The sequence below is a fragment of the Actinomyces wuliandei genome, from assembly GCF_004010955.1.
In the GTDB taxonomy this organism is placed as follows: Bacteria; Actinomycetota; Actinomycetes; order Actinomycetales; family Actinomycetaceae; genus Actinomyces; species Actinomyces wuliandei.
Genome location: NZ_CP025227.1, coordinates 1480507 through 1494359, shown reverse-complemented (window position 1 = coordinate 1494359; position 13853 = coordinate 1480507). Strand labels below are relative to the sequence as shown.

The 13853-nt window shown below is 70.9% G+C and carries 4 protein-coding genes; all 4 read left to right on the top strand.

Translation table 11 applies throughout. The features are described from left to right. The first annotated feature begins 117 nt into the window (after nt 1-117). A complete protein-coding gene (locus CWS50_RS06130; RefSeq protein ID WP_127842076.1) occupies nt 118-9645 on the top strand; it encodes a type I polyketide synthase in 9528 nt (3175 codons plus the stop codon). 189 nt (nt 9646-9834) lie between these two features. After that, nucleotides 9835-10359, top strand: a complete 525-nt coding sequence (locus CWS50_RS06125; RefSeq protein ID WP_127842075.1) for a holo-ACP synthase — start codon at nt 9835-9837, stop codon at nt 10357-10359. A gap of 207 nt (nt 10360-10566) precedes the next feature. Beyond that, nucleotides 10567-12027, top strand: a complete 1461-nt coding sequence (locus CWS50_RS06120; RefSeq protein ID WP_127842074.1) for a sugar porter family MFS transporter — start codon at nt 10567-10569, stop codon at nt 12025-12027. Nucleotides 12028-12306: 279 nt separating this feature from the next. Beyond that, nucleotides 12307-13791: a sodium/proline symporter PutP gene (gene putP / locus CWS50_RS06115; RefSeq protein ID WP_127842073.1), complete on the top strand. Its 1485-nt coding sequence runs from the start codon at nt 12307-12309 to the stop codon at nt 13789-13791. Nucleotides 13792-13853: the final 62 nt, after the last annotated feature.

The following is a 13853-nucleotide window of genomic DNA, read 5'->3' as shown; positions in this document are numbered from 1 at the left end:
TCACGCGTCGGTCCTGGTGACCCGGGTGCCACCGGGCCACCAGGACCATGCCCCCGACCTGCCTGCACGGCCTCCCGAAGCCAGTACCGACAACCGAAGGACCCGACGATCGTGCACATGACCGCGCACACAGCACCGACCACGCCCAACGCCTCCGCCTCCGTCGCAGACAGGCTGGGCTCCGCAGCAGAACCCTTCGTCGTCACCTTTGGTGGCCAGGCGACTCCCTGGCGATCCACGCTGGAGGACCTTGTCGGCCTGGATCGTCAGCTGGCTGCCACACTGACGTCGGTAGACGACGCCGTGGCGACCTGCCTGGCACCGGTGGCCACCGACCTGCTCACTGTCACCCCGCGCGGTGCCCGTCTCCTGGACGAGGCAGCCTCTCCTGTCGCTCCGGAACAGCGCTCCAAGGCCGACGGCGCCGACGTCTCCGTACCGGGCATCCTCATGGCCCAGCACGCGGTCCTGGCCTCCCTGCCAGCCGCAGGCGTGAACCTGGTCGACACTCCCGCTGCCGCTGCCCTGGGCCACTCCCAGGGGGTGCTGGCGGTCGCCCTCCTGGAGGCAATGCAGCAGGTCGGCAAGGACACCGGCCGGGGCGGGCCCCACCAGGAGGTCGTGCAGGTGCACGCCGTCGCCAGGCTCATCGGTGCCGCCGCTGCCCGGGCGACACGGCGCCTCGACCTGGGGACCGTGGGGGAGTCCACCCCGATGCTCTCGGTACGTGGGGTACCCCGGACGGTGCTGGACAGCGTCCTGGAGCGGGTCTCCGGCTCGGAGCGGATCGCTGTCGGGGTGACCAACGGCCCCCAGGCTCACATCCTGTCGGGGCGGCCCGCCGACCTGGAGCGGGTGGTCACCGCCCTGGAGGCCGCGGCCGAGCACAGCGCCAAGGCCCGTCGGGAGCGTCGTCGCGGCGGCGCTGTGCTGAGCCCGGTGACCGAGTTCCTGGCGACGTCAGTTCCCTTCCACACCCCGCTGCTGGCTGCCGCCGTCGACGACGTCGCCGCGTGGGCCGGCACCTGCGGGCTGGACCAGACCCTGGCCCGTGACCTGGCCCAGGCGGTGCTGACCGACCCAGTTGACTGGCCGTCCCTCGTCTCCAGCGCGCTGGAGGCTGGCGAGGGGGGCACGCGGGTGCGCACAGTGCTGGACCTGGGGCCTGGTCATGTGACCGTGCGCCTGACTGAGAGGGTCGTCGCCGGCACCGGGACCACCGTGGTGGCCGCAGGCACAGCCAAGGACATCGACGACCTGGACCGGCCCGGAGCTGCTCCCGCACCGAGCGTGGACCGCTCCCGCTTCGCCCCGCGACTGACCCGGCTGCCTGACGGCCGCCTCACACTGGATACCGCCTTCACGAGGCTGACCGGCCGCAGCGCCGTCCTCCTGGCCGGGATGACACCCACCACCGTGGATCCTGCCATCGTCGCGGCGGCGGCCAACGCGGGCTACTGGGCGGAGCTGGCCGGCGGCGGCCAGGCCACCGCCACGGTCCTGGCCGGCAACCTGTCGGGCCTGGAGCAGGCCCTGGAGCCGGGGCGGACCGCTGCGTTCAACGCGATGTTCATGGACCGCTACCTGTGGAACCTGCACCTGGGGACCCAGCGGCTGCTGTCCAAGGCCCGTGCCGGGGGTGCCCCGGTGGACGGCATCGTCATCTCCGCCGGGATCCCCGAGCTGGAGGAGGCGACCGCACTTCTGGAGCGTCTCCACGGCGAAGGTTTCCCCTACGTGGCCTTCAAGCCGGGAACCGTTGACCAGATCCGGCAGGTCCTGGCCATCGCCCAGGCCGTCCCGCAGTCCCCGGTCATCATGCAGGTCGAGGACGGCCACGCCGGGGGCCACCACTCGTGGGAGGACCTGGACACGATGCTCCTGGCCACCTACGACGCCATCCGGGCCGTGAGCAACGTGGTCCTCGTCGTCGGTGGCGGTATCGGCACCCCGTCCAAGGCCGCTGACTACCTCACCGGGCGCTGGGCCCTGGCCTACGGCACGGCCGCTGCCCCCGTGGACGGGGTCATGGTCGGCACGGCCGCCATGACCTGCCTGGAGGCGCGGACCAACGACGACGTCAAGCAGCTCCTCGTCGACACCCCCGGGATCCCGGAGGACTCCGGAGTCGAGGGAGGCTGGGTCGCCTCGGGCGACTCCGTGGGGGGGATGACCTCAGGCCTGTCCCACCTGCGCGCCGACCTCTACGAGATCGACAACTCCTCCGCCCGCGCCTCACGGCTCATCCAGGAGCTGGCCGGGGACGAGGAGGCCATGGCGCGGCGCCGCGAGGAGATGATCACCGCGCTGTCCAAGACAGCCAAGCCCTACTTCGGCGACGTCGAGGAGCTGACCTACCTGGAGTGGGCCTCCCGCTACGCCGAGCTGTGCGTGTCACCGCACGAGGGACGGTCGGCCACCCTGGAGGACTGGGCTGACGAGGGCTGGTACGACCGTTTCCTCGACCTGCTCCACCGCGTCGAGGCCCGTCTCACCCAGGCTGACCACGGCGAGGTCCCCACCCTGTTCGCCGGGTACGACGACGTCATCGACGCCGACGCCGCCCTGGCCGCCCTGGCCCAGCGCTACCCGGCCGCTGCCACGACACGGGTGGAGCCGGTCGACGCCGCCTGGTTCGTCGACCTGTGCCGCAAGCACCCCAAGCCGGTCCCCTTTGTGCCGGTCCTGGACGCCGACATCTTGCGGTGGTGGGGCACCGACTCCCTGTGGCAGTCCCAGGACCCCCGCTACACGGCCGACCAGGTCCGCATCATCCCTGGACCTGTGGCCGTCGCGGGCATCACGACCGTCAACGAGCCGGTTGGCGACCTGCTGGGACGGTTCGAGACCGCGGCCGTGGAGGCACTGCAGGCCGCCGACGCGACCCAGCAGGAGGCTGCTGGGCGCCTGGGTGTCGGCAGCAGGGCCGAGGTCATGACCTCCTCACCGGTCACCGACGCCACCGAGCTGGTCCGGGCCACCCCTCACGTGCTGTGGAACGGGCACCTCACCATCAACCCGGCCACGGTGCTGGCCGAGGACGCCTACACGGTCGTGGCCCGTCCGGACCTGGCCGAGGACGCCTACGACCTCGACATCCGCCTGGACACCCACTGGGACTCCACCCCTGGCGGGGACGCCGTGCACGCGGTGCGCCGTCTCGTCGTCCCGCTGCGCCTGGCCCGGGCCTGGGACGGTGCCGCGCCCCTGGTGGACCCCGAGCGGATCTCGGAGACCATGAACGACCTGCTGCGCGCCACGGCCGGCGTGGGCGCGGTCTCTGTCACCGGTGACCACGTGGACCACCTGCCCGAGGTCCGCCCAGCCCTGCCGGGGGCCACCGACGCCCTGGGACGCCCGGTGACGCAGGACTTCGGGACCATCCACGGCTCCTTCACCCTGGCTCCGACCCTGGGCCACGACCACGCCTCGGTCACTGCCGACGCGCTGCCTGCGGACCTCTCTGCGGCGCCACTGGTTCCCGACGCGCTCCTGGGACCCTGCTGGCCCGTTGTCTACGCCGCGCTGGGCTCGGTGGTCGAGGACGGCATGCCTCTCATTGAGGGTCTTCTTGGCGCGGTCCACCTCGACCACACGGTGGATCTTCACCTCACTCTGCACCAGCTGACGCAGGCTGCCTCCACCAGCCCGACCATCAACGTCACCGGGTGGGTCGACGCCCTGGAGGACTCCAGCGCCGGCCGGGTGGTGGACGTGCGCCTGGAGCTGGTCAACGCCTCCGACGGCACCCTCGTGGCGCTCATGCGGGAGCGCTTCGCTGTCCGCGGCCGAGCCTCGGGAACTGACATCCCCACTGCTCCGGATCCCGCTGGTGGCACCGGGCGTCCCACCGCTGCCTCCGCCCGCCGTATCCTGCGCCGTGCCACGGTGACCGCACCGGCAGACATGACGGCTTTCGCCCGGGTGACCGGCGACTTCAACCCGATCCACACCTCCTACAACGCCGCCAAGGTGGCGGGCATGGACGCACCTCTCGTCCACGGCATGTGGCTGTCCGCCACCGCCCAGCAGGTAGCGGCCGCCACCGCCGCCGACGGGACGCGCCACGTCCTGGCGGGATGGACCTATGTCATGACCGGCCCGGTCGACCTCCTGGACGAGGTCGAGATCACCGTGGAGCGCACCGGCCTGGTGGTCGGTGGCGGCTACGTGCTGGAGGCGGTCTGCCGCGTGCGCGGGGAGGTCGTCTCCCGGGGTACGGCCGTGACCGTGCCTGAGCCGACCGCCTACATCTACCCCGGACAGGGCATCCAGACCACCGGCATGGGCCTGGACGAGCGCACCTCCTCCAAGGCCGCCCGTGAGGTCTGGGAGAGGGCTGACGCCCACACCCGCGCCGAGCTCGGTTTCTCCGTCATCAACCTGGTGCGGGACAACCCCACGGAGATGACCGCCCGGGGGACGACCTACCGCCACCCTGAGGGACTGCTCAACCTCACCCAGTTCACCCAGGTGGCCCTGGCTGTCGTGGCCATGGCGACCACTGCGCGCCTGGCCGAGGCCGGAGCCCTCGTGGAGGGTGCGGCCTTCGCCGGCCACTCGCTGGGGGAGTACACGGCGCTGAGCTCCTACGGGCGCGTCATGCCGGTGGAGACCACGATCTCCATCGTCTTCCAGCGCGGCTCCACCATGCACTCCCTGGTCCCCAGGGACGACGACGGCGCCTCCAGCTACCGGATGGGTGCCCTGCGCCCCAACCAGGCCGGGATCAAGGCCGACGAGGTCGAGGACTACGTGGCCTCGATCTCCCGGGAGACGGGGGAGTTCCTCCAGATCGTCAACTACAACCTCGCGGGCGTGCAGTACGCGGTTGCGGGCACGATCAAGGGCCTGGACGCGCTGGCTGCGGACTGCCGGGCCAGGGCCACGGCTCGGGGCGGCAAGAACCCCTTCATGTTCGTGCCCGGCATCGACGTGCCCTTCCACTCCGAGGTGCTGCGTCCCGGCGTGCCAGAGTTCCGCGAGCGGCTCCTGGAGCTGGTCCCCACCGACCTGGACGTCGAGCGGCTCGTGGGCCACTACGTGCCTAACCTCGTGGCCCGGCCCTTCGCCCTGACCCAGGACTTCGCCCGCTCGATCCTGGACGTGGTGCCCTCCCAGCCTGTCGAGGACGCCCTGGCGGACTGGGACTCGTGGACCTCGCGCCCCAGCGAGCTGGCCCGTCTGCTGCTGGTGGAGCTCCTGGCCTGGCAGTTCGCCTCACCGGTGCGCTGGATCGAGACCCAGGACGTGCTGCTGTCCTCCCCGCAGGAGGGCGGGCTAGGCACTGAGCACGTCGTCGAGGTCGGCCTGGCCAGCTCACCGACCCTGGCCAACCTGGCGACCAACACCCTGCGTCTGCCTCAGCACGCGGGCCGCCACGTCACCGTGCACAACGTACGGCGTGACGAGGCCCGGGTCCTGGCTACCGACACCGACCCCGCCGTGGACCTCGGCGCCACCGAGGCGGAGGAGCCCGGTACCGCTGAGGGCCCGCAGTCCTCCGCTGAGCCTGCTGACCAGGCTGCGGAGCCTGCTGCCACACCGCAGCCCGCACAGGGGGAGCCGGTGCCCGCCACGCAGCCGACGCCGTCACCCTCGCCAGCGCCTGCCGCCTCCGGTCCGGTGGAGGACCTCTCCTTCACAGCGACCGACGCGCTGACCGTGCTCCTGGCCCACGCCGCCCGGATCCTGCCCTCTCAGATCGGCGCGACGGACACCACCGAGACGCTGACCAACGGGGTCTCCTCGCGGCGCAACCAGCTGCTCATGGACCTGGGCACCGAGCTGGAGCTGGCCTCCATCGACGGCGCGGCTGACGCAGACATGACGGCGTTGGCCAGCACGGTCGCCAAGGGGGCTCCCGGCTACAAGGCCTTCGGCCCGGTGCTCACCGAGGCGATCCGCTCGGGCCTGTCGCGGATCCTGGGACCCTCGGGCGTGCGCGCCTCCCGCGTGGCCGACCGGGTCACCTCCACCTGGGGGCTGGGACCCGGCTGGGTCTCCCACGTCACCGCCGCAATCTTCCTGGGGACCCGGGAGGGCGCCTCCATGAGGGGCGAGGACCTGGCCACGCTGGGTTCCTCCGCACCCCTGACCTCGGCCTCTGCGGTGGATGCGCTCATTGACTCCGCCGTGCAGGCGGTCGCCAGCGACCACGGTGTCAGCGTATCCATGCCCAGCGCCGGTGGTGCCGGTGGGGGGGCCGTCGTGGACTCCGCCGCCCTGGACGCCTTCGCTGCCACGGTGACTGGGGAGGAGGGGGTCCTAGCCACCACCGCGCGCACCCTCCTGGACGCCCTGGGGCTGGCCGACAAGACTGGTGTGCCAGCCGACGCCGGTGACGAGGCGGCCCGTACCCAGGCGGCCCTGGAGGCGCTGGACGCCGAGCTCGGCTCCGGCTGGGTGAAGTCCGTGACCCCGGCCTTCACGCCCGAGCGGGCCGTGCTTGTTGACGACCGCTGGGCTACCGCCCGTGAGGACCTCGCCCGCCTGGGCTCGGGGGAGACCGACCTGGAGGCCTCCCGAGACACCTTGGTGCCGGGACGCTACACGGGCCTGGGCCAGGCCGTGGCCGACCAGGCGGCCTGGTGGGCTCGTACCCTGCGGGACACGGACCTGCCCGACCGTGCCGAGCGAGCCGCCCTTGCCGAGGCCATCGGCCAGGCTGCCGCGACCAGACCGCAGCCCCAGGACGCCACGGTCCGCTGGGCGCAGGACGTCGCCGTGGTCACCGGTGTGGCGCCGGGCTCCATCGCGGCGGCCGTCGTGGGCGAGCTGCTGGCCGGGGGAGCGACCGTGGTCGCCACCAGCTCACGGCTGACCCACGAGCGCCTCGCCTTCGCCACCTCGCTCTACCGCGACCACGCGGCGGCCGGGGCCCGGCTGTGGATGGTTCCCGCGAACCTGTCCTCCTACCGGGACGTGGACGCCCTGGCCCAGTGGATCGGCAACGAGCAGGTGGTCACCTCCGGCGGAAGCACGACTGTCGTCAAGGAGGCCCTGGTTCCCACGCTCCTGTTCCCCTTCGCCGCACCACGGGTGAGCGGGACCCTGGCTGACGCGGGTCCTGGGGCGGAGTCCCAGGCCCGGCTGCTGCTGTGGAGCATGGAGCGCACCATCGCCGCGCTCAGCGCCATCGGCACTGACACCCATGTGGACCACCGTCTGCACGTGGTCCTGCCCGGATCGCCCAACCGCGGGACCTTCGGTGGGGACGGTGCCTACGGCGAGGTCAAGGCGGCCCTGGACGCCGTGGTCACCCGCTGGTCCTCCGAGCGGGACTGGTCCCAGCGGGTCACACTGGCCCACCCGCGTATCGGGTGGGTCCGGGGCACCGGGCTCATGGGGGGCAACGACTCTCTGGTGGCCGCCGTGGAGGCCGCCGGGGTGCGCACCTGGTCCACCCAGGAGATGGCCGTCGAGCTGACCGGGCTGTGCAGCCCGCAGGTCCGGTCCCAGGCTGCCACGGCCCCAGTCCAGGCTGACCTGACCGGCGGCCTGGGTGACGGCTTCGACCTCGTGGCCCTGCGCGAGACCGCAGCCGCTCAGGCGCGGGAAGCCGCCCCGGCTGCTGAGCTGCCCGCGACGATCAAGGCCCTGCCCACCCCCGTGGTACCCACCCAGCCCACCGCCCCGGACTGGGGTGAGGTGGACGCCACCCTGGAGGACATGGTCGTCGTGGTCTCCACCGGTGAGGTCTCCACCTGGGGCTCGGCCCGCACGCGCCGTGAGGCCGAGCTGGGGATGACCGGGGGCGAGGACGTCGAGCTGACCGCTGCGGGTGTGCTCGAGCTCGCCTGGGGCATGGGCCTGCTCACCTGGCAGGACAGCCCCAAGGCTGGCTGGTACGACACCGAGGGCGAGCTGGTCGAGGAGTCCGACGTCCTGGAGCGCTACCGTGATGAGGTGGTGGCTCGTTGCGGCATCCGCGAGTTCGTCGACGACGGCGTCATCGCGCCGGTGGCCGACGAGGAGGTCGCCGTCTACCTGGACCACGACATCACCCTGACCGTGCCCGACGAGGCCACCGCCCGCACGATCGAGGTCTCCGACCCTGAGCACACCCTGGTGGCACCCGACCCTGAGACAGGGGAGTGGACAGTCACCCGCCTGGTGGGGTCCCTGGCTCGCGTGCCCCGCAGGGCTGCCCTGTCGCGGACGGTGGGTGGTCAGTTCCCGCGTGACTTCGACCCGCAGCGCTGGGGCATCCCCGCCTCCATGGTCCAGGGCATGGACATCATGGCCTCCTGGAACCTGGTGACGGCGGTGGACGCCTTCCTGTCGGCAGGGTTCACCCCTGCCGAGCTGCTGGCTGCGGTGCACCCCTCCGACGTGGCCTCCACACAGGGCACCGGCTTCGGTGGGATGGAGTCCATGCGCAAGATGTTCGTGGGTCGTCTCCTGGGTGAGGAGCGCCCCAGCGACATCCTCCAGGAGGCGCTGCCCAACGTCGTGGCGGCCCACGTCATGCAGTCCTACGTGGGCGGCTACGGGTCCATGGTCCAGCCGGTCTCGGCCTGTGCCACCGCTGCCGTCTCCATTGAGGAGGGGTGGGACAAGATCGCCCTGGGCAAGGCCGACGTGGTCGTGGCCGGAGCCATTGACGACATCTCCATCGAGTCGGTGGTGGGCTTCGGCGACATGAGTGCCACGGCGGAGGCCGCCGCCATGCGGGCCAAGGGCATCTCTGACCGCCACTTCTCCCGAGCCAACGACCGCCGCCGTGGCGGCTTCGTGGAGGCTGAGGGCGGAGGCACCGTCATCCTTGCGCGCGGGTCGGTCGCGGCCCGCCTGGGTCTGCCCGTGGCTGGCGTGGTCGGATTCGTCTCCTCCTACGCCGACGGCGCCCACACCTCGATCCCCGCTCCTGGCCTGGGGGCGCTGGGGGCCGGGCGCGGGGGGCCGGGCTCGCGCCTGGCGCGGGCGCTGGCCGCCCTGGGCGTGGAGGCTGACGACATCGCCGTGGTCTCCAAGCACGACACCTCCACCGGTGCCAACGACCCCAACGAGTCCGAGCTGCACACGCGCCTGGCGCGCGCGCTGGGGCGCAGCGAGGGCAACCCGCTGGTGGCCGTGTCCCAGAAGACCATCACCGGTCACGCCAAGGGAGGGGCCGCAGTCTTCCAGGTCTCCGGCCTGGCGGAGATCCTCGCCACCGGCGTGGCACCGGGCAACGCCTCCCTGGACGTCGTGGACGCTCCCCTGGAGCGCGACGCCTTCTGGGTGTGGCCGCGCACCCCGATCCGCCTGGCGGGCCGGGGCGGGCAGACCGGCCGGGTCCCGGGTGCGGGACCGGTGCGCGCCGGCCTGCTCACCTCGCTGGGCTTCGGCCACGTCTCCGGGCTCATCGCCCTGGTCCACCCCGGAGCCTTCGAGGCCGCGCTGCGCCAGGAGGGTGGCCAGGAGGCGGTGGAGGCCTGGCTGGCCTCGGCCAACGCCCGCCTGGCTGCCGGAACGCGCCGCCGCCGTGCGGGCATGATCGGCCGGGCACTGCTGTTCGAGCCGGTGCAGGGCCGTCGCCTGGGCGAGGAGACCACGTGGCGTGACCCCCACGAGGTCGAGGCCGCCATGCTGCTGGACCCGCAGGCCCGGCTGGGCGCCGACGGCGTCTACCACGCCGGGGAGGTGCCTGAGGAGGACTGAGCCGCCTGCGGACTCGTCTGGGAGCCCGTGAGGTCACCTGCCTCTGGGCAGGATGAGTCCAAGCGGCAGCACTGTCTGTGTGGCGGGTACCTGCGGGGTACCCGCCACACAGGTGTCCCGGCCCCAGGTGCGCCTCCTACCCGGCTGGGCGGCGGCACTGGGGCGCCACCCAGAGGCACACTGCTGCCTATGACTCAGCCCAGCCCGCCCGCAGCACCCCAGGCTCCTCTTGGCACGCAAGCCCTGGGCGTCGGCGTCGACCTCGTCCATGTCCCCGGCCTCGCCGAGCAGATGAGCACCCCGGGGACCGCCTTCGCTGAGCGGGCCTTCACCCCGCGCGAGCGTCGTGAGGCCCGCAGGAGAGCAGAGGCGCGTGGTGCGGGCGGCGAGGGGGAGGCCCAGCACCTGGCGGCGCGCTGGGCGGCCAAGGAGGCCTTCGTCAAGGCCTGGAGCCAGGCGTTGGCCCTGGGTGCCCACCGCAGCGCCCGCGTCTCCGGGGGACCGGCGCCCGTTATAGCCCCCGAGCGGCTGGACTGGCAGGAGGTCGAGGTTGCCACAGACCACTGGGGGCGCCCCTGGCTGCGCCTGTCGGGAGAGCTGGCGCAGGCGGTGGAGGCCAGCCTGGGCGAAGGTCGGTCACGTCCTGAGCACTGGCCGGTGTCGTTGTCCCATGACGGCAGCTATGCCGTCTCCGTGGTCCTGGCGGTCGGGTAGGCCCTGACGCCGCTGAGAGCGGCGACAGGCCCAAGAGCTGCCGGGCTGTCAGGCGGGCGGCAGGTGGCGGCCCGTGCCCGGCAGCCTCCTCGAACGGGACGCCTCCGGACAGGATAGTGGCATGAATCACTTAGACGGCTTGTCATGACATTTGGTCAACGTCCGTGCTAGCGTTAGCCCCGCTTTCGAACCGACAAAGGAGTCACTGTGTCGCATGGCCCCACCACCACCGCCACCCAGGGCGGTGCTGTCAAGCTGCCTCCGCTCACACCCGGTCCCTACCGTGCCCGGTTGACCGTCGTCGCCCTTATCGCCACCCTGGGCGGCCTGCTCTTCGGGTATGACACCAGCGTCATGAACGGCGCCCAGAGTTTTATGGAACAGCCAGGCCAGCTGAATCTCTCAGAAATCGAAGTCGGCATCGCCGTCAGCTCGCTGCTGTTCGCCAGTGCCGTCGGCGCCCTCACCGGCGGCCGTATCTCCGACAGGATCGGCCGCAAGACGACGATCACCGTCATGGCCGCCCTGTTCATCGTGGGCGTGGCTGTCGTTGTCACCGCCGTCAACCTGCCGATGCTCGCCGTCGGGCGCGTCATCCTGGGACTGGCTGTGGGCTCCGCCTCCGTGGTGGTTCCGGTCTACCTGGCCGAGCTCGCCCCCTACGAGATCCGCGGCTCCTTGGCCGGGCGCAACGAGATGATGATCGTGACCGGCCAGCTCCTGGCCATCGTCATGAACGCCATCATCGGCAACGTCTGGGGTGAGCAGTACCCCTGGGTGTGGCGCGTCATGTTCACCATGGCGGCCATTCCCGCCATCCTCCTGCTGCTGGGTGTCACCCGCCTGCCCGAGTCCCCCCGCTGGCTGGCGGACAAGGGCCGCGAGGAGGAGGCGCTGGAGATCCTGGACTCCCTGCGGCCCGAGGGGCGGGCCAAGCCCGAGCTGGCCGAGATCCAGGCCGCGAGCAAGGAGGAGGCCAGCCGGGTCAACATGAGCATCTCGGAGATCTTCTCCAACCGGAACCTGGTGCGCATCGTCCTCATCGGCTGTGGTATCGGCTTCTTCCAGCAGACCACCGGTATCAACTCCATCCTCTACTACGGTGAAAGAGTGCTGAGAGAGTCTGGGTTCAGTACGGGGGCAGCACTCATTGCCAATATAGCCCCGGCCACCATTTCCGTCATTGCCGCGATCGTCGCCCTGCAGATGATGGACCGCTTCTCCCGCCGCAAGACCTTCCTGTGGGGCTACGGGCTGGTCGCGGTCTCGCACGTGCTCATTGCCAGCGCCGCCAGGTTCCTGCCGGAAGGCGGTGCCAGACCCTTCGTCCTGCTGGCCCTCATCGTGTTCTTTGTCGGCTCCATGCAGCTGTGCCTCAACGTGGCCACCTGGGTGACGCTCTCGGAGATCTTCCCGCTGAAGATGCGGGCCTTCGGTATGGGGCTGTCGGTGTTTGTCCTGTGGATGACCAACTCTCTCCTCGGTCTGGTCTTCGCCAGTGTCATCTCTGCGATAGGACTGTCCATGTCCTTCCTCGGCTTCGCCGTCCTCAACGCCATCGCCTTCACCTTCTTCTTCATCTACGTTCCTGAGACCAAGGGGCGCACGCTGGAGCAGCTGGAGGCCGACGTCATGAGCGGCGAACTGTTCAAGCGAGGCAGGAACTAGCCTGCCTCCACGCCCGGTGCGCGTCTCATCATCACCGCTGCACTCATCACTGCTGTACCGCTGCTGGCCCTGGGGACTCGTTCCCTGGGGCCAGCGCCGCGTAGGCGATCGGAACCGAGGTCTGGGCACGGCACGTACGGGTCCGTCCCCGCGCGTGCCCGGCCCGCGCACACACGTTCGTCACACCGCTGGCGGGAACAGCCTGTAGTGTGGCTCCGGTTTGGGCGGCCCCACTGTCGGCGCCGCCCCTCCGCCCATCCCTGACCCGAGGTGCCACCGATGACCACAACGACCTATGAAGCGATCGCGATGATCATCTACTTCGTCGGGATGATTATGATCGGCCTGTGGGCCTACACCCGCACCACCGACATCGACGACTACATGCTGGCCGGCCGCGGCCTCAACCCCTTTGTCGCTGCCCTGTCAGCAGGGGCCTCAGACATGTCCGGCTGGCTGCTCATGGGCCTGCCCGGGGCGCTGTACCTGTCGGGGCTGGTCGAGGCGTGGATTGCTGTCGGCCTGACCGCAGGCGCCCTGGCCAACTGGCTCCTCGTGGCGCCGCGCCTGCGGACCTACACCGAGGTCGCCGACAACGCCATCACCGTCCCCAGCTTCCTGGACAACCGGCTGCACGACTCCCGGCACCTGCTGCGCTGGGCCTCGGGCCTCATCATCCTGGTGTTCTTCACCTTCTACGTCTCCTCGGGGATGGTGGCCGGAGGCACCTTCTTCGAGTCCTCCTTCGGGATGGACTACCGCCTGGGCATGACGCTGGTCGCGGCTATCACGGTGATGTACACCCTGGTAGGCGGGTTCCTGGCCGTGTCGTGGACGGACCTGGTCCAAGGGCTCATGATGGTCTCAGCCCTCATCGCCGTTCCCGTGGTGGGTGTCGTCCACGTCGGTGGCCCAGGTGCTGTTCTTGAGGCGGTGCGCGGGGTCGACCCCGGCTACTGGACCCTGGTGGGTCCGAGCGTCTCCGTCCTCGGCGTGGTCTCAGCCCTGGCCTGGGGCCTGGGCTACTTCGGCCAGCCCCACATCATCGTGCGCTTCATGGCTATACGCTCCGCCCAGGAGGCGCTGCACGGCGGCGTCATCGGCATCAGCTGGATGCTGTTCGCGGTCCTGGGCGCCATCGGTACCGCCGTGGTGGGGGTGGCCGTCTACCAGCATGACACCCAGCGGCTGGCCAACCCGGAGACGGTCTTCATCACTCTCGGCCAGCTGCTCTTCCACCCCCTGGTCGCCGGCTTCATGCTGGCTGCCATCCTCGCCGCGATCATGTCCACGATCTCCTCCCAGCTCCTGGTGACCTCCTCGGCGCTCATTGAGGACCTCTACCGCACTGTGCGCAGGTCGCAGCCCTCCGCCTCCCACCTGGTCATTGCCTCACGGGTCTCTGTCCTGGGTGTTGCCGTGGTCGCCGCGCTCATGGCGTGGACCCCCAGCGACACGATCCTGTCCCTGGTCGCCTTCGCCTGGGCGGGCTTCGGGGCCTCCTTCGGCCCCACCGTCCTGCTGTGCCTGTACTGGAAGCGCCTGACCTCCCGGGGAGCCCTGGCCGGTATGGTCACCGGTGCGGTCCTTGTCGGGGTGTGGGGCAACCTGGCGGGAGGCCTTGGTGGCGTCTTCGACCTCTATGAGATCCTCCCGGGGTTCGTCGGCAACCTAGTGGTGGCCTGGGCCGTGTCGCGGGCAGGGACGCCTGAGCCCTTGGTGGAGGCCGAGTTCGACAGGGCGGTCGCTGCGGTCCGTGAGTGAGCGCTTCCCAGGGGTCCCTCACATCCTTGAGGGCTCTCACAGCGCAGGACGGCGGGACGGCC

Coding starts and splice junctions, on each gene's coding strand:
- CWS50_RS06130 (WP_127842076.1), top strand. CDS start 118: ATGACCGCGCACACAGCACCGACCACGCCCAACGCCTCCGCCTCCGTC.
- CWS50_RS06125 (WP_127842075.1), top strand. CDS start 9,835: ATGACTCAGCCCAGCCCGCCCGCAGCACCCCAGGCTCCTCTTGGCACG.
- putP (WP_127842073.1), top strand. CDS start 12,307: ATGACCACAACGACCTATGAAGCGATCGCGATGATCATCTACTTCGTC.